This is a genomic window from Streptomyces sp. NPDC014991 (assembly GCF_043080665.1).
Lineage (GTDB): Bacteria > Actinomycetota > Actinomycetes > Streptomycetales > Streptomycetaceae > Streptomyces.
The window spans coordinates 82,197-104,603 of the sequence record NZ_JBIBVY010000013.1 but is presented as its reverse complement, the minus strand read 5'-3'; the positions used below and the strand labels follow the sequence as shown (position 1 = coordinate 104,603).

Annotated in this window: 22 protein-coding genes; 13 read left to right on the top strand and 9 right to left on the bottom strand. The window is 73.0% G+C overall.

Annotated elements, in window-relative coordinates:
• The first annotated feature begins 86 nt into the window (after window positions 1–86).
• From ACF1BE_RS21325 to ACF1BE_RS21315, 3 genes are read left to right on the top strand one after another with little or no spacing between them, the layout of a single operon-like run.
• A complete protein-coding gene (locus ACF1BE_RS21325; protein WP_392200578.1) occupies window positions 87–1,334 on the top strand; it encodes an outer membrane lipoprotein carrier protein LolA in 1,248 nt (415 codons plus the stop codon).
• A gap of 38 nt (window positions 1,335–1,372) precedes the next feature.
• Window positions 1,373–2,371, top strand: coding sequence for an ABC transporter ATP-binding protein (locus tag ACF1BE_RS21320; protein WP_392200577.1), 999 nt, complete (start codon window positions 1,373–1,375; stop codon window positions 2,369–2,371).
• Window positions 2,358–3,239, top strand: coding sequence for an ABC transporter permease (locus ACF1BE_RS21315; protein WP_392200576.1), 882 nt, complete (start codon window positions 2,358–2,360; stop codon window positions 3,237–3,239). The genes ACF1BE_RS21320 and ACF1BE_RS21315 overlap by 14 nt, the downstream gene beginning before the upstream one ends.
• Here ACF1BE_RS21315 and ACF1BE_RS21310 read toward each other — a convergent pair.
• Window positions 3,229–3,849, bottom strand: a complete 621-nt coding sequence (locus ACF1BE_RS21310; RefSeq protein ID WP_392200575.1) for a flavodoxin family protein — start codon at window positions 3,847–3,849, stop codon at window positions 3,229–3,231. The two genes, ACF1BE_RS21315 and ACF1BE_RS21310, sit on opposite strands and share 11 nt — an antisense overlap.
• Window positions 3,850–4,044: 195 nt before the next feature.
• Between ACF1BE_RS21310 and ACF1BE_RS21305 the strand changes: the two genes are divergently transcribed.
• Window positions 4,045–5,085 carry a hypothetical protein gene (locus ACF1BE_RS21305; protein WP_392200574.1) on the top strand — a complete coding sequence of 347 codons (1,041 nt, stop codon included), beginning with the start codon at window positions 4,045–4,047 and terminating at the stop codon, window positions 5,083–5,085.
• 82 nt (window positions 5,086–5,167) lie between these two features.
• Here ACF1BE_RS21305 and ACF1BE_RS21300 read toward each other — a convergent pair whose 3' ends face one another.
• The 3 genes from ACF1BE_RS21300 to ACF1BE_RS21290 all read right to left on the bottom strand — a co-directional run bounded on the left by ACF1BE_RS21300 (window position 5,168) and on the right by ACF1BE_RS21290 (window position 7,640).
• Entirely contained in the window at window positions 5,168–5,635 is a 468-nt protein-coding gene (locus ACF1BE_RS21300; RefSeq protein ID WP_392200573.1) for a VOC family protein, read from the bottom strand.
• Window positions 5,636–5,685: 50 nt separating this feature from the next.
• Entirely contained in the window at window positions 5,686–6,666 is a 981-nt protein-coding gene (gene rarD / locus ACF1BE_RS21295; protein ID WP_392200572.1) for an EamA family transporter RarD, read from the bottom strand.
• A 119-nt stretch (window positions 6,667–6,785) separates the two neighbouring features.
• Window positions 6,786–7,640 carry an SDR family oxidoreductase gene (locus ACF1BE_RS21290; RefSeq protein ID WP_392200571.1) on the bottom strand — a complete coding sequence of 285 codons (855 nt, stop codon included), beginning with the start codon at window positions 7,638–7,640 and terminating at the stop codon, window positions 6,786–6,788.
• A gap of 105 nt (window positions 7,641–7,745) precedes the next feature.
• Between ACF1BE_RS21290 and ACF1BE_RS21285 the strand changes: the two genes are divergently transcribed.
• Window positions 7,746–8,171, top strand: coding sequence for a winged helix-turn-helix transcriptional regulator (locus ACF1BE_RS21285; RefSeq protein ID WP_392200570.1), 426 nt, complete (start codon window positions 7,746–7,748; stop codon window positions 8,169–8,171).
• Window positions 8,172–8,184: 13 nt separating this feature from the next.
• Here the strand turns inward: ACF1BE_RS21285 and ACF1BE_RS21280 are convergent, their stop codons facing one another.
• The 5 genes from ACF1BE_RS21280 to ACF1BE_RS21260 all read right to left on the bottom strand — a co-directional run bounded on the left by ACF1BE_RS21280 (window position 8,185) and on the right by ACF1BE_RS21260 (window position 15,292).
• Complete coding sequence (locus tag ACF1BE_RS21280; RefSeq protein WP_392200569.1) at window positions 8,185–9,246, bottom strand: 2-oxoacid:ferredoxin oxidoreductase subunit beta; 1,062 nt, start codon at window positions 9,244–9,246, stop codon at window positions 8,185–8,187.
• Window positions 9,239–11,170: a 2-oxoacid:acceptor oxidoreductase subunit alpha gene (locus ACF1BE_RS21275; RefSeq protein ID WP_392200568.1), complete on the bottom strand. Its 1,932-nt coding sequence runs from the start codon at window positions 11,168–11,170 to the stop codon at window positions 9,239–9,241. Before ACF1BE_RS21275 ends, ACF1BE_RS21280 begins: the two co-directional genes overlap by 8 nt.
• 387 nt (window positions 11,171–11,557) lie before the next feature.
• Window positions 11,558–12,229: a LuxR C-terminal-related transcriptional regulator gene (locus tag ACF1BE_RS21270; RefSeq protein ID WP_392200567.1), complete on the bottom strand. Its 672-nt coding sequence runs from the start codon at window positions 12,227–12,229 to the stop codon at window positions 11,558–11,560.
• 154 nt (window positions 12,230–12,383) lie between these two features.
• A complete protein-coding gene (locus ACF1BE_RS21265) occupies window positions 12,384–13,727 on the bottom strand; it encodes a sensor histidine kinase (protein ID WP_392200566.1) in 1,344 nt (447 codons plus the stop codon).
• A gap of 302 nt (window positions 13,728–14,029) precedes the next feature.
• Window positions 14,030–15,292, bottom strand: coding sequence for a sensor histidine kinase (locus ACF1BE_RS21260; RefSeq protein ID WP_392200565.1), 1,263 nt, complete (start codon window positions 15,290–15,292; stop codon window positions 14,030–14,032).
• Window positions 15,293–15,514: 222 nt separating this feature from the next.
• Between ACF1BE_RS21260 and ACF1BE_RS21255 the strand changes: the two genes are divergently transcribed.
• Genes ACF1BE_RS21255 through ACF1BE_RS21220 form a run of 8 tightly spaced genes read left to right on the top strand, consistent with a single transcriptional unit; the run spans window position 15,515 to window position 22,404 of the window.
• Window positions 15,515–15,934, top strand: coding sequence for an NADH-quinone oxidoreductase subunit A (locus tag ACF1BE_RS21255; protein WP_392200564.1), 420 nt, complete (start codon window positions 15,515–15,517; stop codon window positions 15,932–15,934).
• Window positions 15,925–16,536, top strand: coding sequence for an NADH-quinone oxidoreductase subunit B (locus tag ACF1BE_RS21250; RefSeq protein ID WP_392200563.1), 612 nt, complete (start codon window positions 15,925–15,927; stop codon window positions 16,534–16,536). The genes ACF1BE_RS21255 and ACF1BE_RS21250 overlap by 10 nt, the downstream gene beginning before the upstream one ends.
• Window positions 16,533–17,843: an NADH-quinone oxidoreductase subunit C gene (locus ACF1BE_RS21245; RefSeq protein ID WP_392200562.1), complete on the top strand. Its 1,311-nt coding sequence runs from the start codon at window positions 16,533–16,535 to the stop codon at window positions 17,841–17,843. Before ACF1BE_RS21250 ends, ACF1BE_RS21245 begins: the two co-directional genes overlap by 4 nt.
• The gene (locus ACF1BE_RS21240; protein WP_392200561.1) at window positions 17,840–18,808 is read left to right on the top strand and encodes an NADH-quinone oxidoreductase subunit H; all 969 of its coding nucleotides are present in this window, start codon (window positions 17,840–17,842) and stop codon (window positions 18,806–18,808) included. The genes ACF1BE_RS21245 and ACF1BE_RS21240 overlap by 4 nt, the downstream gene beginning before the upstream one ends.
• Before the next feature lie 2 nt (window positions 18,809–18,810).
• A complete protein-coding gene (locus ACF1BE_RS21235; protein ID WP_392200560.1) occupies window positions 18,811–19,371 on the top strand; it encodes a NuoI/complex I 23 kDa subunit family protein in 561 nt (186 codons plus the stop codon).
• A complete protein-coding gene (locus ACF1BE_RS21230; protein ID WP_392200559.1) occupies window positions 19,368–20,024 on the top strand; it encodes an NADH-quinone oxidoreductase subunit J in 657 nt (218 codons plus the stop codon). The genes ACF1BE_RS21235 and ACF1BE_RS21230 overlap by 4 nt, the downstream gene beginning before the upstream one ends.
• Complete coding sequence (nuoK, locus tag ACF1BE_RS21225) at window positions 20,024–20,413, top strand: NADH-quinone oxidoreductase subunit NuoK (protein ID WP_392200558.1); 390 nt, start codon at window positions 20,024–20,026, stop codon at window positions 20,411–20,413. The genes ACF1BE_RS21230 and nuoK overlap by 1 nt, the downstream gene beginning before the upstream one ends.
• Window positions 20,410–22,404 (top strand): NADH-quinone oxidoreductase subunit L, encoded by a 1,995-nt coding sequence (locus ACF1BE_RS21220; RefSeq protein WP_392200557.1) that lies wholly within the window; start codon window positions 20,410–20,412, stop codon window positions 22,402–22,404. The genes nuoK and ACF1BE_RS21220 overlap by 4 nt, the downstream gene beginning before the upstream one ends.
• Window positions 22,405–22,407: the final 3 nt, after the last annotated feature.

The following is a 22,407-nucleotide window of genomic DNA, read 5'->3' as shown; positions in this document are numbered from 1 at the left end:
CCACTCCTCACCGATTCGGGTGAGAATGGCGGCTCAGGTGGACCAGCGCGAGGACAGCCGCCGCCGACGACGGAGGTAAGGCACACATGGCACCGTACGCATCCGACGACGCAGTGGACGCCGCGCGCGACGAGGACCCGCGTTCCGGCCGGCGCAAGGCCGCCCGGTACGCCGTCCCGGTCGCGGTGGTGGGGGTGGCCGCGGTCACGATCGGCCTCGTCCCGGCGCTCGCCGACTCCGGTGACCCCGACCTGCCGAAGATCAGCGCACAACAGCTCGTCGAGAAGATCGCCAGGTCGGACGTGCAGCAGCTGTCCGGCACCGTGAAGATCAGCACCGACCTCGGGCTGCCCGAACTCGGCGGCCTGGAGAACAGCCTGCTCTCCGGGGCGGACAAGGGCTCCGGCGACGGCTCCTCCGCCGACCCGCGGACCAGGCTCACCGAGCTGGTCTCCGGCACGCACACCCTGCGCGTCGCAGCCGACGGCCCCGACCGGCAGAAGCTGTCGCTGCTGGAGAGCGGCGCCGAGTACAGCCTGATCCACGACGGCAAGGACGTCTGGGGCTACGACAGCAAGAGCAACGAGGTCCACCACTCCACCGCGGCCGGCTCTGGGGGCCACGGGGCCGAACCGCCGGCGATGCCGAAGGACTTCGCCGACAAGGCCCTGAAATCGGTCGACGACACCACGTCCGTCACCGTCGACGGCACCGCCCAGGTCGCCGGGCGCGACGCCTACAAGCTGCTGATCAAGCCCAGGCAGTCCGGTACCACCGTCGGCGCGATCAGCATCGCCGTGGACGCGCGGACGGGCCTGCCGCTGAAGTTCACGCTGACCCCGAGCGGCGGCGGTGCCGCCGTCGTCGACGCCGGCTTCACCCGGGTCTCCTTCGCCGAACCGGCCGCCTCCACCTTCGACTTCACCCCGCCCAAGGGCGCGAAGGTCACCGAGGAGAAGGACGGGTCCCCGGGACGGGAGCACGCCCCGGGGAACGGCGGGAAGTTCAGGGACGGGTCCCCGGCGCGGGGGCACGCCCCGCGGGACGGCGGGGAGTTCGCCAAGGGACTGGGCGGGGCCACGGTCCTCGGCAAGGGCTGGACGTCCGTCGCCGCCTTCGACACCGGCGCCAAGGGCGGCCTGCCCACCGGCGCCGAGGGCGGTGACCTCGGCGGCTTCCTCGGCTCGCTCGGCGAGCCGGTCTCCGGCGCCTTCGGCAAGGGCACGGTCTTCTCCACCCGTCTGGTCAACGCCCTGATCACCGACGACGGCAAGGTCTACGCCGGCGCGGTCACCAAGGACGCCCTGGTGAAGGCGGCCGACGCGGCGAAGTAGCCCGTCCGGGCACGACGAAGCGAGGGGGAGGGGAGCCGATGGACGAACCGTCCGCCGCGAGACCCGGCCCGGGGCACACGCCGGATCCCGGGCCGGCGGTGGCGCGGGCGAGCGTCATCGCCACGCGCGGGCTCACCAAGCGCTACCGCGGCGGACAGCTCGCCGTCGACGGTCTCGACCTGACCGTCCCGGCGGGCAGCGTCTTCGGCTTCCTCGGCCCCAACGGCTCCGGCAAGACCACCACCATCCGCATGCTCATGGGCCTGATCGAACCGACCGCGGGCACGGTCCGGGTCCTGGACCGGCCCATGCCCCGGGCCGCCCGCACGGTCCTTCCGCAGGTCGGCGCGCTCATCGAGGGCCCCGCCCTGTACGGCTTCCTCTCCGGCCGGGACAACCTGCTGCGCTACGACGCCGCCGACCCGGCCGCCGACCCGCGCACCCGGCGCGCCCGCGTCGCGGCCGCACTGGACCGGGTCGGTCTCACGGCCGCCGCCGGGAAGAAGGCGAAGGCGTACTCGCTGGGCATGAAACAGCGCCTCGGGCTGGCTGCCGCGCTGCTCCGGCCCCGCAGGCTGCTGGTCCTGGACGAGCCCACCAACGGCCTCGACCCGCAGGGCATGCGGGAGATCCGCAGCCTGATCCGGGAGCTGGCCGCCGACGGCACGACCGTCTTCCTCTCCTCCCATCTCCTCGACGAGATCGAGCAGGTGTGCACGCACGCGGCGGTCATGACGCGGGGCCGGCTCGTCACCCAGGGGCCGGTGGCCGACCTGGCGGCCGGAGCGCGCGGCCGGCTGGTGGTGAGCACCCCGGACGCGGCCGAGGCGGCCCGGGTGCTCAAGGAGCAGGGCGTCGGGGACGTGACCGCCGACGGCGACCGGGTCACCGGCGAACCCCCCGCCCGGGACCTCGCCGAGGTGACCGCCGCCCTCGTCACCGCGGGCGTCCGCGTCCGGGGTCTCACCGTCGAACGGGCCTCGCTGGAGGACGCGTTCGTCGCGCTGACGGGGGAGGGCTTCGATGTCGCGCGCTGACCCGCCCCGAACGGACGCCGTGCGCCGGCCGAACCCGCTGTGGACGTTCGGACTGCTGCGCAGCGAGCTGGTCACCACCGTCCGCCGCTGGCGCACGCTCGCCCTGCTCGGGGTGCTGGCGGCGGTGCCGGTACTGATCGGGATCGCGGTGCGGATCGAGACGCGCGACGGCGCCCGGGCGGGCGGCAACGGCGCGGGCCCGGCGTTCCTCACGCAGGTCACCAACAACGGACTGTTCCTGGTCTTCACCGCGCTGGCCGCCACCCTGCCGTTCTTCCTGCCGATGGCCGTCGCCGTCGTCGCGGGCGACGCGATCGCGGGGGAGGCGGGCGGCGGCACCCTGCGCTATCTGCTGGTCGCTCCGGCCGGCCGCACCAGGCTGCTGCTCACCAAGTACGCGACGGTGCTGGTTTTCTGCCTGCTCGCCACCCTGGTCGTCGCGGTCTCCGCGCTGGCCGTCGGGGCGCTGCTCTTCCCGCTGGGCGACCTGACCACGATCTCCGGCACCCGGATCAGCCTCGCCGAGGGGCTCGGCCGGGCCCTGCTCATCGCCCTGGTCGTGGCGGCCTCGCTGGTCGGGGTGGCGGCCGTCGGCCTGTTCGTGTCGACGCTCACCCAGAGCGGCATCGCGGCCATGGCGACCACGGTCGGCCTGCTCATCACCGTCCAGATCGTCGACCAGATACCCCAGCTGCACGCGCTCCAGCCGTATCTGTTCCCGCACTACTGGCTGTCCTTCGCCGACCTGATGCGCGACCCCGTCTACTGGGACGGCCTGACGCGCGACCTCGGCCTGCAGGCGTTGTACGCGGCCGTGTTCGGCTCGGCGGCCTGGGCGCGGTTCACGACGAGGGACATCAGCGCGTGACCTCGGGCCACGCGGCTCGGACGCCGGCCGTCTCGTGCGGGAAGCGCGCGAGCGGAGCGTCCTGCGCGAAGAACGTCTTCGCGCGCGCGAGCGCGTCCGTGTCCCCGCGTACGTCACCGGGCGCGCTGCCGTTGCCGAGCAGGACCCCGCCGAAACGCATCCTCAGGTAGGCGGCCGAGTGGGTGAGCGTGCCGGCGTAGGGGGCGGCGACCGACGGCTCGTCGGCCGCGAGGGCGGCGACGCCCCAGAGCGTACGGCCGGCCATCGTGCCCCTGAAGTCGACGCCGGGGGTGCGCAGCCAGGCCGACCAGTAGTCGAGGTAGCGCTTGGTGAGGCTGGACACCGAGTACCAGTACAGCGGTGAGGCGATCACGATGTCGGTCGCCGCGAGCGTGGCGTCCAGCAGCAGGCCGGCGGGGGTGTCCGGCGACGGCCGGACGTGGTCGCTGTCGTGCCGCAGGTCCACGAAGTCGGGCAGGGGGTGGTCGGCGAGCCGGATCCAGCGCTGCTCGACGTCCTCGGGCAGCTGCTCGGCTGCCGCGCGGGCCAGCATCTCGGTGTTGCCCCCGGCGCGGGCGCTGCCCAGGACGAAGAGGAAGCGGCGGGTCATGGGTCCCCCAGGTGGGTGAGGTCGTACCGCGAATCAAGGCACGTGCATCTTATGCACGTGCATGTAAATTTGACCAGAGTGTGGCTGGTGCGAGGCTGTGACGTCGCGGTGACGCGGGAACCCGGCCTACCCGACAGACTGGGTGGCGGGACGCGTACGACCGGATCGCGGCGCCTGGGGAGTGAGGGGCAACCGATGGCTCGAGTCAGCTTCGAGAAGAAGCGGGCGCTTCAGCCCGTGGCGCATCCGGCGGCGGCGTCCGTCCAGGTGTTCGGCACGGGGGACGCGGCGGTGGACGGGGCCCCGGTCGTCGCGGCACCGGGCGAGGAGATCCAGCAGGCCGTCCTGAACCACCTCCAGCGCCTGGCCATCAGCGTCGGCGCCCCCATACGCGCCACGGTCCGCGACGACCGCACGGGCTGGGTGGTCCCCCTGGAGGTCGCGACGGACGGCTCCAGCCGGACGACGGGGGAGCCGGTCCGGGTGCCGGCGCCTCCGCAACCGGGCGCGGGCACACCGACGAGGACCGCCGCCGCCGTGCCGCGGGCCGCCGCCGTACCGCGGGCCGCCGCCGTGCGTACGGAGGCAGCCACCGCCACCGCCGTCCGTACGGATGCCGCCACCGCCGTACCGGCGAGGTCCGTCGCCGCCATACCGCCGGAGGCCGTCCTCGCCGTGTCGCGGGAGGCTGTCGCCCCCACTCCGGCCCGCGGGTTCGACGCCGTCGCCGAGGAGGTGCTCGGAGACGGGCCCCTGACCGAGACCGCCGAGGGGGCCGAGCTGCTCACCGAGCCGATGACCCGCATCAACGAGGCCGTACGGGCGGGCCGTATCGACGCGGCGGCGGAACTGGTCGACCGTACGCTCGCCGAGGCCACCGCCGTGCTCGGCACCCACCACGCCGAGGTGCTGCACCTGCGGGAACTGTCCGCCTACATCGCCTACCTGGCGGGCGACCCGGTCCGCGCCTTCCGGCTGTCCCTGGACCTGGCCCGGCTGCGCCGCAGCGCACGGGATGGGGAGGCCGCCTACGGCAACGTGCAGAGCGCGGCGACGGCCTGGCGCGCGGTGCGCGACCCCGAGGAGGGCCTGCGGCTGGGGCGCGACCTGATCGACCTGTGGACGGACCTCAGCGCCGAGCCCGGCCCCGCAGCCGACGATCCGCGCCCCCTGGAGTCCGCTCGCGCCCGCATGGTCCGCCTGTCCGACCGCGCGGCCCGCGCCGCCCGGCCCTGACCCCGCCGCCCACCGTCACCGCACCCCTGCCGGCCCCGGCCGCACCCCTGGGCCCTCTCCGGCCTGATCCGAACGAAAGACCCTAGTGGACGCAGAACTCGTTGTCCTCCGGATCGGCCATCACCACCCACTGGCCGGCGGGCTCCGCCATCTCCCGCAGCACCCGCGCGCCCAGCGCCTCCAGCCGTGCCACCTCCTGTGCGCGCCGGTCCGGGCCGGGGTGCAGGTCGAGGTGGAGCCGGTTCTTGCCGGTCTTCGGTTCCGGAACGCGCTGGAACAGCAGCCGCCGTCCGAGCCCGGTGCCGCTCTGCGGGTCGTACGGGTCGTCGGGGTGCCGTACGGCGATCAGGTCCCGGAAGGCGAGCCGCCCGTGGTACTCGACGGTGGCCTCGCCCGACAGCGCGCCCAGGGACAGCAGCTGTTCGACGAGGGCGCTGTTGTCCTCGGCCGTGTAGTGCAGCGCGGCGGCCCAGAAATCGGCCTGGGTGTGCGGGTCGGCCGCGTCGACGACGAGCTTCCAGTGCAGCGGGGCGGGCGCCTGTGTGGTCATGGCTCCCACTTATAACCGGACCCGGCGCGGAAGGATCCGTTCCGCGCCGGTCAGGCGTCGGCGGGAGTCGACGCCTGAGCCGACGTGGGCGCCGACGCGGGAGCCGTGGCGCCGGCCGGCGCCGGTACGGCGTACCGTGCCGTCCGCCGCGCGGTGCGCAGCGCGTCGCCCGTGAGCAGGATCAGCGCCAGCCAGACCAGCGCGAACCCGGCCCACCGCTCGGCCGGCATGGCCTCGTGGAAGTAGACGACGCCGAGCAGGAACTGGAAGACGGGGGCCAGGTACTGCAACAGGCCCAGCGTCGACAGGGGCACCCGGATCGCCGCCGCGCCGAAGCAGACCAGGGGGAGTGCGGTGACGACACCGGTCGAGGCGAGCAGGGCGGCGTGGCCGGTCCCCCCGGTCACGAAGGTGCACTCGCCGCGCGTGGTCAGCCACACCAGATAGCCGAGCGCCGGGACGAACTGGACCGCGGTCTCGGCGGCCAGCGACTCGACGCCGCCGAGGCCGACCTTCTTCTTCACCAGCCCGTACGTGGCGAAGGAGAAGGCGAGGCAGAGGGAGATCCACGGCGGGTGGCCGTAGCCGACGGTCAGGACGACGACGGCGGTCAGGCCGACCGCGACCGCGGCCCACTGCACGGGCCGCAGCCGTTCCTTCAGGACGAGCACGCCTATCGCGATGGTGACCAGCGGGTTGATGAAGTAGCCGAGCGAGGCCTCCACGACGTGGCCGGCGTTCACCGCCCAGATGTAGACGCCCCAGTTCACGGTGATGACGGCGGCCGCCACGGTGATGAGGCCGAGCTGTCGGGGGCGGCGCAGCAGCTCGCCGGCCCAGGCCCAGCGGCGGACGAAGAGCAGCGCGACGGCCACGAACGCGAGGGACCACACCATGCGGTGGGCCAGGATCTCCGCGGCCCCGGCCGGCTTGAGCAGGGGCCAGAACAGGGGGACCAGCCCCCACATCCCGTACGCGGCGAAGCCGTTCAGCAGGCCTGTGCGGTGCTCACCCTCGGACGTCCCGGCCACGTCCCCTCCTTCCGCCCGCGCACCCGGCGTACGCACGCGAGAACGAAGGTAACGCCGGGCACCCTCGACTGTCATGCCCGTATCGCCATACGGTCATGACAGTCGGGGAGACGCCGGGGTCAGCCCTCGAGCGCGGCGGCGACTGCCGCGGCGAGCGGAGTGGCCGGCCGGCCGATGAGCCGGGACAGGTCGCCGGAGGAGACGACCAGCTCCCCCTTCTCGATCGAGGCATCCACTCCGGCCAGGATCCCGGCCACCGGCGCGGGCAGCCCGGCGCCGGTCAGGATGCCGGTGAGGGCCTCGACCGTGACCGGGGTGTAGGCGATCTCCAGGCCGGTCCGCCGGCTCAGCTCGGCCGCGTACTCGGCGAAGCTCCACGCCTCGTCGCCGCCCAGCTCGTACGTCGTGTTCTCGTGCCCCTCGCCGGTCAGCACCGCGACCGCGGCGGCGGCGTAGTCGGCGCGGGCGGCCGAGGAGACCCGGCCGTCGCCGGCGGCGGCCACGACCGCCCGGTGCTCCAGGACCGGGGCCAGGTGCTCGGTGTAGTTCTCGTGGTACCAGCCGTTGCGCAGCAGGCTGTAGGGCAGACCGGAGGCGAGCAGCACCTCTTCGGTGGCCCGGTGGTCGTCGGCCAGCGCGGCCGTCAGGGCGCCCGGGGCGCTGGTGTAGGCCAGCAGCGCCACCCCGGCGGCCTTGGCGGCGTCGATGACCACGCCGTGCTGGCGCGCCCGGCCCTTGTCGAACTCGTTGCCGGAGATCAGCAGGACCTTGTCGCCGGCGGCGAACAGGCCGTCGAAGGTCTCGGGGGCGTTGTAGTCGGCGACGGCCAGGCGCACGCCCCGGGCCGCGAGGCCGGCGCCCTTCGCCTCGTCGCGCACGACGGCGGTGATCTGTTCCGCCGGGACCTTCTTCAGCAGCTGCTCCACGACATGACGGCCGAGCTGTCCGGTGGCTCCGGTGACGATGATGCTCATGGTTCAGCGCTCCTGTGGGTTCTCGGGGGTCTCGCTCTCGCTGACACTCACCGTAGGGATGGCGCTATCAAATGGAAAGTACCCACTTTGAAGTAAGGTACTGGCATGACAGTAAGCAGGCGGACCCTGGACGCCGAGACGCTCTGCCCCTACCGGCTCGTCCTGGAACACGTCACCAGCCGCTGGGGCGTCCTCGTCCTCGTGGAACTGCTAGAGCGGCCGTACCGCTTCAGCGAGCTGCGCCGGACGATCAGCCGGACCGGGGGCCGGGACGTCAGCGAGAAGATGCTCACCCAGACCCTCCAGACCCTCGAACGCGACGGCCTGGTGCACCGCGACGCCAAACCGGTCATCCCGCCCCGCGTCGACTACTCGCTCACCGGCCTCGGCCGCGAGGCGGCGGAACAGGTGCGCGCCCTCGCCGGCTGGACGCGGCACCGCATGGACGAGGTGGAGAGGGCCCGCCGGGCCTACGACGAGCGGCGGCGCGCGAACGAAGAGGCCCGGGGCATCCCGCCCCGGGCCTCGTGAACCGGCGGACGGGTCAGCCGACGACCGTCCAGGTGTCCCCGCCGGCCAGCAGCGCGCCCAGGTCGCCCTTGCCGCGCTGCTCGACGGCCGTGTCGAGCTGGTCGGCCATCTGGGTGTCGTAGACCGGCCGCTCGACGGAGCGGAACACGCCGACCGGAGTGTGGTGCAGGGTGTCCGGGTCGGCCAGCCGGGACAGGGCGAACGCGGTGGTGGGCGACGCGGCGTGGGCGTCGTGCACCACGATGTCCGCCTCGTTCTCCGCGGTCACCGTCACCACCCTCAGATCACCGGTCCGCGGGTCCCGTACCACGCCTCTCGCCCCGTCGGCACCGAAGCGGATCGGCTGCCCGTGCTCCAGCCGGATCAGCGCCTCCTCGGCCCGCTGCTTGTCCTTCAGGGCGTCGAAGGCGCCGTCGTTGAAGATGTTGCAGTTCTGGTAGATCTCGATCAGGGCCGTGCCCGGGTGGGCGGCGGCCTGCCGGAGCACCTCCGTGAGGTGCTTGCGGTCGGAGTCGATGGTGCGCGCCACGAACGACGCCTCCGCGCCGATGGCGAGCGAGACGGGGTTGAAGGGGGCGTCGAGCGAGCCCATCGGCGTCGACTTGGTGATCTTGCCGACCTCGGAGGTCGGCGAGTACTGGCCCTTGGTCAGGCCGTAGATCCGGTTGTTGAACAGCAGGATCTTCAGGTTGACGTTGCGGCGCAGGGCGTGGATCAGATGATTGCCGCCGATGGACAGCGCGTCGCCGTCACCGGTGACGACCCACACGCTCAGGTCACGGCGGGAGGCGGCCAGGCCGGTCGCGATGGCCGGGGCACGCCCGTGGATGGAGTGCATCCCGTAGGTGTTCATGTAGTACGGGAAGCGGGAGGAGCAGCCGATACCGGAGACGAAGACGATGTTCTCGCGCGCCAGGCCCAGCTCCGGCATGAAGCCCTGCACGGCCGCGAGGATCGCGTAGTCACCGCAGCCCGGGCACCAGCGCACCTCCTGGTCCGACTTGAAGTCCTTCATCGACTGCTTGGCCTCGGCCTTGGGGACCAGGTGCAGCAGTCCGTTGCCGGCGTCAGTCATCGATGGCCTCCTTCAGCGCCGTGGCGAGCTGTTCCGCCTTGAACGGCATGCCGTTGACCTGGTTGTAGGAGTGGGCGTCGACCAGGTATCTGGCCCGGACCAGAGTGGCGAGCTGCCCGAGGTTCATCTCGGGGATCACGATCTTGTCGTAGCTCCTCAGGACCGTGCCGAGGTTGCGGGGGAAGGGGTTGAGGTGGCGCAGATGGGCCTGCGCGATCGGCTCCCCGGCCGTCCGCAGCCGCCGTACCGCCGCCGTGATCGGCCCGTAGGTGGAACCCCAGCCCAGGACCAGGGTCCGGGCGCCGTGCGGGTCGTCCACCTCCACGTCGGGGACGTCGATGCCGTCGATCTTGGCCTGCCGGGTGCGGACCATGAAGTCGTGGTTGGCCGGGTCGTAGGAGATGTTGCCCGTGCCGTCCTGCTTCTCGATGCCGCCGATCCGGTGCTCCAGGCCCGGAGTGCCCGGCACCGCCCAGGGCCGGGCCAGGGTCCGCGGGTCCCGCTTGTAGGGCTGGAAGACCTCCGTGCCGTCCTGCAGCGTGTGGTTCGGGCCGGAGGCGAACTGCACCCGCAGGTCGGGCAGTTCGTCGATCTCGGGGATGCGCCACGGCTCGGAACCGTTGGCCAGGTAGCCGTCCGACAGCAGCATCACCGGCGTGCGGTACGTCAGCGCGATCCGGGCCGCCTCCACGGCGGCGTCGAAACAGTCGGCCGGGGTCCTCGGCGCGACCACCGGCACCGGCGCCTCGCCGTTGCGGCCGTACATCGCCTGCAACAGGTCGGCCTGCTCGGTCTTGGTAGGCAGACCGGTGGACGGGCCGCCGCGCTGGATGTCGACGACCAGCAGCGGCAGCTCCAGCGACACCGCGAGACCGATCGTCTCCGACTTCAGCGCCACACCCGGGCCCGACGTCGTCGTCACCGCCAGCGAACCGCCGAACGCCGCGCCCAGCGCCGCGCCGATGCCCGCGATCTCGTCCTCGGCCTGGAAGGTGCGCACGCCGAAGTTCTTGTGCCGGCTCAGCTCGTGCAGGATGTCCGAGGCCGGCGTGATCGGGTACGACCCCAGGAACAGGGGCAGATCCGCCTGCCGCGACGCGGCGATCAGGCCGTAGGCCAGGGCGAGGTTCCCGGAGATGTTCCGGTAGGTGCCGACCGGGAACGCCCGGGCGGCCGGGGCGACCTCGTAGGAGACCGCGAAGTCCTCCGTCGTCTCGCCGAAGTTCCAGCCCGCCCGGAACGCGGCGATGTTCGCGGCGGCGATGTCCGGCTTCTTCGCGAACTTGCTCCGCAGGAACGCCTCCGTGCCCTCGGTGGGCCGGTGGTACATCCAGCTCAGCAGGCCCAGCGCGAACATGTTCTTGCTGCGCTCGGCCTCCTTGCGGGAGAGGGCGAACTCCTTCAGCGCCTCGACCGTGAGCGTGGTCAGCGGCACCGGGTGAAGGCTGTAGCCGTCGAGCGAGCCGTCCTCCAGCGGAGAGCCGGCATAGCCGACCTTCTGGAGGGCCCGCTTGGTGAACTCGTCGGTGTTGACGATGATCTCGGCCCCGCGCGGAAGGTCGCCGATGTTGGCCTTCAGGGCGGCCGGGTTCATCGCGACCAGGACGTTCGGCGCGTCTCCCGGGGTGAGGATGTCGTGGTCGGCGAAGTGCAGCTGGAAGGACGAGACACCCGGCAGGGTGCCGGCGGGGGCGCGGATCTCGGCGGGGAAGTTCGGCAGGGTGGAGAGGTCGTTGCCGAAGGTGGCGGTCTCCGAGGTGAACCTGTCACCGGTGAGCTGCATGCCGTCACCCGAGTCCCCCGCGAACCGGATGATCACCCGGTCCAGGCGCCGCACGTCCTTCGCGCCGCCCGGTTTGCGCTGTTCTCCCACGACAGATCCGTCGTCGGCCTGCTCCGCTGGGCTGCTGACCTGGCTGGTCACTGAACTGGACCTCCTTCGAGGCGGCTGTCCGGGGCGCGGTCGTCCCACGGACCATCCCGGATCAACCCTACGTCGGTTAGGGTCGCCTTCCCGAGGTCTTCCTTGAATCGGACGACATTTCGAGACGGCCTGTCGCGCTGAGTCACATCATGTCCCGCGTCGCCGCACCGTCGGCAACGGCGCTCCCCGCGCGTTCCCGGTTCTCCTCCGGACCTTTCACCCGGCCGCGCGTCCTCGGTCTCCCTCTCCGGGATTCCGGTCCGGCCGCGCGTTTCCCGGGTACCGCTCGGGGGCTTCCTTCCGGCCCTCCCTCCGGGCGCCCGCCTCCAACGGAAGCGGGGCGCACTGACGGCGCGCTGACACGGTGCTGACGCCGGGCCGTCCGGGTCAGGAGTTCAGGTACGTGAGAACGGCCAGAACCCGACGGTGGTCCCCGACGCTCGGGGCCAGACCGAGCTTCAGGAAGATGTTGCTGACGTGCTTCTCCACGGCCCCGTCGCTGACCACCAGCTGCCGGGCGATCGCCGAGTTCGTCCGCCCCTCCGCCATCAGCCCGAGCACCTCGCGCTCCCGCGGGGTCAGCCCCACCAGCACGTCCTGCTTGCGGCTGCGGCCGAGCAACTGGGCCACCACCTCCGGGTCCAGCGCCGTACCGCCCTCGGCGACCCGCACCACCGCGTCCACGAAGTCCCGTACGTCCGCGACCCGGTCCTTCAGCAGATAGCCCACGCCGCGGCTGGATCCGGCCAGCAGCTCGGTGGCATAACGCTCCTCCACGTACTGCGACAGCACCAGCACCCCCAGCCCCGGGTGCAGCCGGCGCAGCAGTACGGCCGCCCGTACCCCCTCGTCGGTGTGCGTCGGCGGCATCCGTACGTCGGCCACGACCACGTCGGGCAGCTGCCCCTGCTCGTCCAGCCCCGAGATCGTCTTCACCAGCGCGTCCGCGTCCCCGACACCGGCCACGACCTCGTGCCCGCGGTCGGTCAGCAGCCGGGTCAGGCCCTCCCTGAGCAGCACTGAGTCCTCGGCGATGACCACCCGCACCCTGTCCTCCACGATCCTTCGGCCCCCCACAGCCCGGTCCGGCGACCACGCCCGCCCCGGTGATGGGCGGTGACGTGCGTCCGTGACGTCCTAAGGAGGTCCAGCATTCCAGCATTCCTGCCGGGCCGCCGCCGTCCTGGGCGAATACCGGGCCCGGCGTCCGTCCTCAGGGCCGCCAGGGCAGTTCCGCGATCACCCGGGTGGGGCCACCGGCGGGGGAGTCGATCACCAGGACGCCGTCCACCGCGTCCAGGCGGGCGGCGAGCCCGGCCAGTCCGGAACCGCCGGCGAGACCGGCTCCGCCCACCCCGTCGTCGCTCACCTGCACCATCAGCCGGTCGTCCGCGCGCCAGACGTCGATGGAGGCGGTCCGGGCCCGGCTGTGCTTGCTGATGTTCTGGAGCAGTTCCGAGACGGTGAAGTAGGCGATGCCCTCGATGGCGGCCGCGGGCCGGGCCGGCAGGTCGACGTCCACCGTCACCGGCACCGTGCAGCGGGAGGCGACCGAGGACAGGGCCGCGTCCAGGCCGCGGTCGGTGAGCACGGCCGGGTGGATGCCCCGGGCGAGGTCACGCAGCTCCTGGAGGGCCGTCTTCACCTCGCCGTGCGCCTCCTCCACCATCCGCGCCGCCGCCTGCGGATCCTCCCGCAGCTTCTCCTTCGCCAGCCCCAGATCCATCGCCAGGCCGACCAGCCGGGCCTGGGCGCCGTCGTGCAGGTCCCGCTCGATACGCCGCAGGTCGGCGGCGGCCGTGTCGACCACGGTCCCGCGGTCCGACTCCAGCTCCACCACCCGTGCCGACAGCGGCGACGGCCCGAGCAGCCCGCGCACGAGCAGCCCGTCCACCGTCGTCAGAGCCCGGACGAGCCACGGCGTCACCAGCGTGAACACCAGCCCGACCAGCGCGGTCACCGTGATCTCGAACGGGTTGTCGAGGTAGATGCGGTGGTGGTTGTCGCCGTACAGCCGGAGGCCGCCCTGGCCGGCGTACGCCGGGAACGCCCAGAACCACAGCGGGTAGGTCAGCAGGGCCCAGCCGAGCGTCCAGAAGGCGACCGCCACCGAGAAGGTGAACACCGCCCACGGCAGCTGCACCAGCGCGTACAGCGCGTTCCGCCAGGAGGTGCCGCTCTTGAGGACCGCCGCCATCCAGGCCGCCGCACCCGGCTTGCGCACCCGCAGCGGTTCCGGGCCGGCCACGTCCAGGCCGAGCAGCGCGCGCGCCCGCGCCCGCTCCAGCACGGCGAATCCCCGGCAGCCCGCGAGTGCCGCCGCCAGCACCGGGATGCCGAGGAAGGTGACCAGCAGACCCGCGCCGAGCGTCACCAGCGTCACCGTCCAGGTGAACAGCACCAGGGACACCGGCAGGCCCAGCAGGACGTAGCCCAGCTCACGCCAGGTGCGCCCCTCGACGGGCGCCCGCAGCGCGCCGGGCAGCCGGTACCCGCCTCCGGCACGGCGCCCCCGCCCGTAACCCTGTCCGTACTCCCGCCCGTACTCCGTGGCCATCGAATGCCGTCCCGTTCTCCTCGTCCGAGCGGCGCCTCAGCCGCACCACCAGGGTCGCCCGCCCCGTGCTCCCGGGCCATGGCGTCCGTCGGCGTCTTGACCGGGGGGTTTTCCCCACCCTCCCGGTGCGCCCGGGGGCGTGCCGGGAGGGACGGCGGGCGACGACGGCGCGGGGGTGGCCGCGTCCGGGCAGTGCACGCGGGCGTGCGTGGTCGCCCGGGCGGGCCGCACGCGCGCGGACGCGCGGGGCGGCCGTCAGCACTCCGGCCGTCCCGCGCGTGTGTGTGCCGCACTGCGGCCGGTCACTCCTGCCGGTCGCGCCACGGCAGCTCCGCGGTGACCACCGTCGGGCCGCCGTCCGGCGAGTCGACGACGAGGAGGCCGTCCACCGCGCCGAGCCGGTCCGCCAGGCCCCGCATACCGCTGCCGGCGTCCAGCCGCGCGCCGCCCCTGCCGTCGTCGCGGACCTGGACGAGCAGCCGGTCGTCCGCGCGCCAGACGTCGACGGAGGCGGTCCGGGCCCGGCTGTGCTTGCTGATGTTCTGGAGCAGCTCCGAGACGGTGAAGTAGGCGATCCCCTCGATGGCGGCCGCGGGCCGGGCCGGCAGGTCCACGGTCACCGCCACCGGCACCGTGCAGCGGGAGGCGACCGAGGACAGGGCCGCGTCCAGGCCGCGGTCGGTGAGCACGGCCGGATGGATGCCCCGGGCCAGGTCACGCAGTTCCTGAAGGGCCAGTTTCACCTCGCCGTGCGCCTCCGCCACCATCGAGGCGGCCGTGTCCGGGTCCTCCAGCAGCTTCTCCTTGGCCAGGCCGAGCCCCATGGCCAGATTGACCAGCCGCGCCTGGGCGCCGTCGTGCAGGTCCCGCTCGATCCGGCGCAGGTCCGCCGCCGCCGTGTCGACCACGATCCCGCGGTCGGACTCCAGTTCGGCGATCCGGCGCTCCAGCTCGTCCGACGGCGACAGCAGGCCGCGCACCATCGCCCGGTCGGCGTTGGCGAGGAACCGTGCCAGATACGGCAGCACCGGCCACAGCACGAACAGCGAGACCAGCACGGTGCAGAAGGTGACAACGCCCCAGGGCAGCCGGATCGCGTCGTACAGCAGCGTGCGCCAGCCCACCGGGTCCTTCAGCGCCAGCCACAACCGCTGCACCGGCCCCCCGCCCCTGGAGAGCGGCAGCGGCGTCGGCTCCTCCACCCGCACCCCGAGCAGTTTCCGGGCCCGGGCCCGCTCCAGCTTCCCCAGCTGCCGGGCGCCCAGCAGGCAGAGCGCGAGCAGCGGGAGGCCGACCACGGTGAGGGTGAGGGTGCCGCCGGCCACCAGCACCGTGAACGCGTACGTGAACCCGAACACCGCCACCGGCAGGTTCAGCAGGAGATACACGATCTCCTTCCAGGTGTGCGCGTCGTAGGCCGGCCGGGGCGGAGGCAGCCGGTCGAGGCCGTCGTGCCGGTCACGTACGCCGGTGCCGTCACGTCCGTCAGGTCCGTCACGTCCGTCACGTCTGTCGGTGCCGTCGGTGCCGTCGGTCCGGCCGGCGGCGGGGCTGGGAGCGGTCATGGTGGCCAGCCTGCCGTGCGCGGCACCGCTCACGCCATGCGGTACGCCGCCCTCCGCCGCCGGGGGAAAACCCCACCCCCCGGCGGGTCCGGCTGTCCCATGGCGTGACGGGCTGCTTACCGGTTCTTTATCAGGGCCTAGACTCCCGTGCGTACAGATCCTCGAATCACGTTGCATCACAGAGTTCACTCAGATCACGAGGTCAGGGAGCGAGGGACGGACGTGCGGGAGACGTTGGGGGACTCGACGACCGCCGCGGCGAACGTCGTCGCGGCCGGCTACTTCCGGTCCTACTCGGTGGTCGGACTGCTCGCCCTCGTCGGCGTGCTGTTCGTCGCGGTCGCCTTCGGCGCCGGCCGCCTGCTGCGCCCGGTCGTGCCGACACCGGAGAAACTCCTGACCTACGAGTGCGGCGTCGACCCCGTCGGCGAGGGCTGGGCCCACACCCAGGTCCGCTACTACGTCTACGCCTTCCTCTACGTGATCTTCGCGGTGGACTCGGTCTTCCTGTTCCCCTGGGCGACGGTCTTCGCCGCCCCCGGCTACGGCGCGACGACCCTCGTGGAGATGTTCGTCTTCCTCGGCTTCCTCACCGTGGGCCTGCTGTACGCATACAAGAAGGGCGTCCTGACATGGACGTGAACCCGACTGTCCCGGAGCCCGTGCCGCTGCCGGAGCCGAAGCGGCTCGGCACGCTCGCCCGGCTCGCCCCCGAACCGATGAAGGTCGTCCTGAACTGGGGCCGCCGCTACTCGCTCTGGGTCTTCAACTTCGGCCTCGCCTGCTGCGCGATCGAGTTCATCGCCGCGTCGATGGCCCGGCACGACTTCATCCGCCTCGGCGTCATCCCCTTCGCGCCGGGCCCCCGCCAGGCCGACCTGATGGTCGTCTCCGGCACGGTCACGGACAAGATGGCACCTGCCGTCAAGCGCCTGTACGAGCAGATGCCCGAGCCGAAGTACGTCATCTCCTTCGGCGCCTGCTCCAACTGCGGCGGCCCCTACTGGGACTCCTACTCCGTCACCAAGGGCGTCGACCAGATCATCCCGGTGGACGTCTACGTCCCCGGCTGCCCGCCGCGCCCCGAGGCGCTGCTCCAGGGCATCCTCAAGCTCCAGGAGAAGATCGCCCGCGAGTCGCTGGGGGAGCGGTACGGCACCGGGCCCGCCCGGCCGTCGGCCGCCGCCCTCCAGAGCGACCTGGTCCGGCCCCCGGCTCCGGCCCCCGAGGGGGAGGCCCGATGAGCACGGCCGGCTGGCTGCCCGCCCCCGCCGGGGAACTCTTCGGTACGGACGCCACGGCCGAGGAGTCGTACGACCTCCTGACCGTGGACGTCCCGCCGTCCTCCTGGCTCACCGCCCTGGAGACGGCCCGTACGACCCTGTCGTGCACCTACTTCGACTGGCTCAGCGCGGTCGACGAACCCGGCACGGGCTTCCGCGTCGCCGCGCACGTCGTCGCCCTGAACCCGGTCCGCCGTCTCCTCGTGCGCACGACGGTCCCGCACGACGCCCCGGCCCTCCCCTCCGCGATCGGCGTCTACGCGGGCGCCGCCTGGCACGAGCGGGAGACCCACGAGATGTTCGGGGTCGTCTTCGAGGACCACCCGGGCCTCGACCACCTGCTGCTCCCCGAGAACTTCGAGGGCCACCCGCTTCGCAAGGACTTCGTCCTCGCCGCCCGCGTCGCCAAGGCCTGGCCGGGCGCGAAGGAACCCGGCGAGTCCGAACACGGCGGCCCCAAACGGCGCCAGATGCTGCCCCCGGGCGTCCCCGACCCGAACGAGTGGGGCCCCCTCAAGGGCCAGCTCCCCCCTGCCCCGGCCCGCCCGGCCCGCGCCGCGGGCCGCGCGGCCGCGGAGCGCCCGGCCCGCGCCGCGGGCGAACGCCCGCCCCGGCGCACCCGCTCGGCATCGGAGGGATCGGCCAGCCAGGCCGCGGGGACCGGCCGGACGACGGGGGCCGAGGAGTCGGCACAGGCGGCACGGACCAAGGACGCGGCGCAGGCCGGGGACGCGGCGACGCGCAAGGAGGCCGCGGCCCAGGGTGACGCCACCCAGGCGGCGGCCAAGAGCCCGGCGGAAGGTCCGGCCGCCGAGGCGTCGGTGGCATACGAGCCCGGTCCGGTGCCGCCACCAGCACGGCCGCGCCGCGCTCGCAGCGCCTCGGAGGGCTCGGCCACACAGCGTGCCCGGACCCCGGAACCGGCGGGCACCGAGCCGACGCCGACGGAACCGGACGCCGCCGCACGCCCCGCCGGCCGCGGCGCGGCGCCGCGCAGTTCGGACGCGCCCTGGCATCACGCCCGCCCGGCGTTCGAGGAGCCCGAACAGGCCGCTGAGCCCGACCGGACTCCTGATCCGCGGCCGCAGCCCGATCCGCGGCCGCAGCCCGATCCGCGGCCGCAGCCCGATCCGCGGCCGGAGCCGGACCCGCACGCCGGGGAGCCCCACGACCCCGGGGAGCCCGAGGGCCCGGACACCTCGGACGCCCCCCGCGACCCGGACCCGGATCCGCACACCCCCGACCACCCCGCAGGAGGTCCGCAGTGAACGGCGCCTCGGACGTCGCGCTGCGACTTCTGGTCGTCTTCGTCGTCTTCCTCACCTTCCCCCTGATCATCGGCCAGACCGAGCACAAGGTGATGGCCCACATGCAGGGCCGCCTCGGCCCGATGTACGCGGGCGGCTTCCACGGCTGGGCCCAGCTGATCGCCGACGGCGTGAAGTTCGCGCAGAAGGAGGACGTGGTCCCGGCGGGCGCCGACCGCCGCGTCTTCCAGCTGGCCCCCGCCGTGGCCCTGCTGCCGTACCTCCTCGTGCTGCTCGCCATCCCGATCGGCCCGAGCGAGGGCGCCGTCGGCCAGGTCCTGGACGCGGGCGTCTTCTTCGTGCTCGCCGTGATGGGCGTCGGCGTGCTCGGCTCGCTGATGGCCGGCTGGGCCAGCGCGAACAAGTTCTCCCTGCTCGGCGGCCTGCGCACGGCCGCCCAGCTGCTCGCCTACGAACTGCCGATGCTGCTGGCGGCGGCCTCGGTCGCGATGGCGGCCGGCACGGTCTCCCTGCCGGGCATCCTGCACTCGTTCCACTGGTGGTGGGTGCCCTGGCAGATCGTCGGCGCGGTCGTCTTCTTCGTCGCCGGGCTCGCCGAGCTGCAACGCCCGCCGTTCGACATGCCCGTCGCCGACTCGGAGATCATCTTCGGCGCGTACACCGAGTACACCGGTCTGCGCTTCGCCCTGTTCCTGCTCGCCGAGTACGCCGGCATCGTCGTCCTGTGCGGTCTCACCACCGTGCTCTTCCTGGGCGGCTGGCACGGCCCCTGGGGCGCCGACGGCCTGGGCTGGGTCTGGACCCTGCTGAAGACGGCGGTCCTGGCCTTCCTGGTCATCTGGCTCCGCGTCACCTACCCGAGGCTGCGCGAGGACCAGCTCCAGAAGCTCTCCTGGACCCTCCTCGTCCCCCTCTCCCTCGCCCAGATCGCCCTCACCGGCGTCGTCAAGGTGGTGATCAGCTAACCATGGCCCCCATTCCCGGCTCCGGCCTCGCCAAGGGCCTGGCCGTCACCCTGCGCACGATGACCAGGAAGACGGTCACCGAGCAGTACCCGGACGCCCTGCCCGAGCTGCCGCCCCGCACCCGCGGAGTGATCGGACTGTTCGAGGAGAACTGCACGGTCTGCATGCTGTGCGCCCGCGAGTGCCCGGACTGGTGCATCTACATCGACTCCCACAAGGAGACGGTCCCGCCGGCCGCCCCCGGCGGCCGCGAGCGCAGCCGCAACGTCCTCGACCGGTTCGCGATCGACTTCGCCCTGTGCATGTACTGCGGTATCTGCATCGAGGTGTGTCCTTTCGACGCGCTGTTCTGGTCCCCGGAGTTCGAGTACGCCGAGACCGACATCCGCGACCTCACCCACGAGCGGGACAAGCTCCGCGAGTGGATGTGGACCGTCCCGGCCCCGCCCGCCCTGGACCCCGGCGCGGAGGAGCCCAAGGAGATCGCCGCCGCCCGCAAGACCGCCGAGAAACTGGCCGCCTCGCAGGCCGCACCGGAGCAGCCGCAGGGAGGTGGGTCGTGATCCTCGCCGCAGCCACCCTCGCGGCGGCCGGACAGAGCGCGCACCTCGCCGCGGCCGGGCACGGCTTCCTGTCGCCGACCGGCGTCGAGATCGCCTTCCTGCTCGTCGGCCTGGTCACCCTGGGCGCCGCGTTCGTCACCGTCACCACCCGGCAACTGGTGCACGCCGCCCTGTGGCTGGTGGTCGCGCTCGGCGGCCTCGCCGTGGAGTACCTGCTGCTGACGGCCGAGTTCATCGCCTGGGTGCAGGTCCTGATCTACGTCGGTTCCGTCGTCGTCCTCCTCCTGTTCGGCCTGATGCTCACCAGGGCCCCCATCGGCCGCTCCCCGGACGCCGACTCCGGCAACCGCTGGGCCGCCCTGGCCGTCGCGGTCGCCGCCGCCGTCGCCCTGGTGTGGGTCGTCGTGGACGCCTTCCGCACGACCTGGATCGACCTGGACGGCCCGGCCGCCGGAACCACCCGGGTGACCGGCTCCAGCCTGTTCCGGCACTGGGTGCTGCCCTTCGAGGCCCTGTCCGTGCTGCTCCTCGCGGCCCTGGTCGGCGCGATCGTCCTCTCCCGCAAGGCGGACGCGGACGAAGCCGCCGAACCCGCGGCCCCCGGGGACGGAACCGCCGCACCCGCGGCCCCAGGCAAGGAAGGCGCCCGCTGATGCACCTCGCCTACCCCGCCGTGCTCTCCGCCCTCCTCTTCTGCACCGGCCTCTACGGCGTCCTCGCCCGCCGCAACGCCATCCTGGTCCTGATGTCGGTCGAGCTGATGCTCAACGCCGTCAACCTCAACCTGGTGGCCTTCGACGTCTGGCTCAGCCGGACGGCGCGGGACACCCTGCACTCCGGCCAGGCGCTGACCCTGTTCACCGTCGCCGTCGCCGCCGCCGAGATCGGCATCGGCCTGGCCATCGTGCTGGCCGTGTACCGCAACCGCGGCACCTCCGACATCGACAAGCTCCGCGACACCGCCGAGGGCCCCGAGACGGAAGGCCCCGGCACCAGGGGCCCCGGCGGCTCGGCGGGCGAGAAGGCCGAGGCCGCCGCGTGACCACGAACACTCTCGCCGTACTCGTCCCCCTCCTGCCGTTCCTGGGTGCCGCGGCCGGCCTGCTGTCCGGCCGCACGGCCCCCGGCTTCGTGCGCCCGCTGGCGGTACTGCCGACGCTGGCCTCCCTCGTGCTGGCCGCGCTGGTGGCCGTGCGCCAGGGCGGCGGGGCGGCCGTCGACGGCCACACCGAACTGACGCCCACCGGGTCCGTCCCCATCGAGCTGGGCCTGCACATCGACGGCTTCGCCGCACTCGTCGCCGTCCTGGTCGCGTTCGTCGCGGCCTGCGTGCAGACGTACTCGACGGGCTACCTGCGTGACGACCCGCGCTACCCCTCGTACGCCGCGCTGGTCTCCCTGTTCACCTCCGCGATGCTCCTCGTCGTCTACTCCGGCGACCTGATCGTGCTGCTGGTCGGCTGGGAAGTCATGGGCATCTGCTCCTACTTCCTGGTGGGCCACTACTGGGAGACGCCCGAGGCCCGCGCCGCCTCCCTGAAGGCCTTCCTGGTCACCAAGCTCGGTGACGTGCCGTTCCTCATCGGCCTGTTCGCGCTGGCCACCGACGCCGGATCGTTCCGCATCACCCGTGTCCTCGGCACCGTCGCGAGCGGGGGCCTCGGCCACCCGACCGTGATCGCGCTGCTGCTGCTCGCCGGCGTGGCGGGCAAGTCGGCGCAGTTCCCGCTGCACACCTGGCTGCCGGACGCGATGGCGGGCCCGACACCCGTCTCCGCGCTGATCCACGCCGCGACGATGGTCGCCGCCGGTGTCTACTTCGTCGCCCGTCTCCTCCCCGTCTTCGAGGCCTCGCAGGCCGCGATGGTGGTCCTCGCCGTCATGGCCGCCGTCACGATGACCGGCTCCGGTCTCGCCGCGCTCGCCCAGGACGACATCAAGCGCGTCCTCGCCTACTCGACGATCGGCCAGCTCGGCTACATGACCGGCGCGCTCGCCGTCGGTGAGCGCGGTGCCGCCGTCTTCCACCTCCTCGCGCACGGCGCCTTCAAGGCGCTGCTGTTCCTCGCGGCCGGCGTGGTCATCCACGCCGCCGGCACCAACTCGCTCGCCGCGATGTCCCGCATGCACGGCCTGCGCGACCGCGTCCCGGACGCCTACTGGACGATGACCGTGGCGCTGCTCGCGCTCGCCGCGATCCCGCCCTTCAGCGGCTTCTTCTCCAAGGAGTCCGTCCTCGGCGCCGCGGAGCACGTGACGGCCGGCCACACCGGGCACGCCCCCGCCGCCGCCGGCTGGATCGTCCTCGTCGCCGGCCTGCTGACCGCCCTGCTGACCGCGGCCTACGCCACCCGGCTGTGGCTGCTGGCCTTCCGCGGCCGGGGCGCCGAGGCCCCCGACCACGGCCGCCAGCCCCTGACGATGACCGTGGTGCTGTGGGTCCTCGCGATCCCCTCCCTCGCCTTCGGCGGGCTCGCCTACCGGGCGCTGCCCGACTGGTTCGACGGCCGGGACCTGACCCCGACCTTCCTCACCTCCGTCCTCGGCACCGGCCTCGCACTGGTCGGCGGACTGCTCACCTACGGCGCCTGGCAGCGCACCGCCCCGCTCGCCGCCCGCACTCCGATGGGCGCCGTCGCCGCCCACCCCGGGGGCGACGCCGGGCTGGTCGAGGCCGAGGCCATCGCCACCCACGAACCGGCCTACGGCGACATCGCCCACGCCCCGGACCCGGCCGACCCCGGGCGGCTGCTGCTCGGCCCGCTGCACCGGCACGCGGCCGACGGCTTCCACCTGGACGCCGTGTACACAGCGCTGTTCGTCCGTCCGGTGCAGGCCGGGGCGCGTCTCGTCCGGTTCCTCGACCGCGAGGTCGTCGACACCTACGTACGCGGCGCCGCCGCCCTGCCCCGGCTGCTCGGGTCCGCCGTACGGCGCGCCCAGACGGGCAATGTGCAGACCTACGTGAGCGCGCTGCTCGCCGGCACCGTCGTCCTGGCGGTCGCCGTCCTCCTCGTCGCCTCGGGAGTGTGAGCA

What these genes read in the sequence shown, in the direction of transcription:
- ACF1BE_RS21325 (WP_392200578.1), top strand. Translation starts at nt 87, where the DNA reads ATGGCACCGTACGCATCCGACGACGCAGTGGACGCCGCGCGCGACGAG.
- ACF1BE_RS21320 (WP_392200577.1), top strand. Translation starts at nt 1,373, where the DNA reads ATGGACGAACCGTCCGCCGCGAGACCCGGCCCGGGGCACACGCCGGAT.
- ACF1BE_RS21315 (WP_392200576.1), top strand. Translation starts at nt 2,358, where the DNA reads ATGTCGCGCGCTGACCCGCCCCGAACGGACGCCGTGCGCCGGCCGAAC.
- ACF1BE_RS21310 (WP_392200575.1), bottom strand. Translation starts at nt 3,849, where the DNA reads ATGACCCGCCGCTTCCTCTTCGTCCTGGGCAGCGCCCGCGCCGGGGGC.
- ACF1BE_RS21305 (WP_392200574.1), top strand. Translation starts at nt 4,045, where the DNA reads ATGGCTCGAGTCAGCTTCGAGAAGAAGCGGGCGCTTCAGCCCGTGGCG.
- ACF1BE_RS21300 (WP_392200573.1), bottom strand. Translation starts at nt 5,635, where the DNA reads ATGACCACACAGGCGCCCGCCCCGCTGCACTGGAAGCTCGTCGTCGAC.
- ACF1BE_RS21290 (WP_392200571.1), bottom strand. Translation starts at nt 7,640, where the DNA reads ATGAGCATCATCGTCACCGGAGCCACCGGACAGCTCGGCCGTCATGTC.
- ACF1BE_RS21285 (WP_392200570.1), top strand. Translation starts at nt 7,746, where the DNA reads ATGACAGTAAGCAGGCGGACCCTGGACGCCGAGACGCTCTGCCCCTAC.
- ACF1BE_RS21280 (WP_392200569.1), bottom strand. Translation starts at nt 9,246, where the DNA reads ATGACTGACGCCGGCAACGGACTGCTGCACCTGGTCCCCAAGGCCGAG.
- ACF1BE_RS21265 (WP_392200566.1), bottom strand. Translation starts at nt 13,727, where the DNA reads ATGGCCACGGAGTACGGGCGGGAGTACGGACAGGGTTACGGGCGGGGG.
- ACF1BE_RS21260 (WP_392200565.1), bottom strand. Translation starts at nt 15,292, where the DNA reads ATGACCGCTCCCAGCCCCGCCGCCGGCCGGACCGACGGCACCGACGGC.
- ACF1BE_RS21250 (WP_392200563.1), top strand. Translation starts at nt 15,925, where the DNA reads ATGGACGTGAACCCGACTGTCCCGGAGCCCGTGCCGCTGCCGGAGCCG.
- ACF1BE_RS21245 (WP_392200562.1), top strand. Translation starts at nt 16,533, where the DNA reads ATGAGCACGGCCGGCTGGCTGCCCGCCCCCGCCGGGGAACTCTTCGGT.
- ACF1BE_RS21235 (WP_392200560.1), top strand. Translation starts at nt 18,811, where the DNA reads ATGGCCCCCATTCCCGGCTCCGGCCTCGCCAAGGGCCTGGCCGTCACC.
- nuoK (WP_392200558.1), top strand. Translation starts at nt 20,024, where the DNA reads ATGCACCTCGCCTACCCCGCCGTGCTCTCCGCCCTCCTCTTCTGCACC.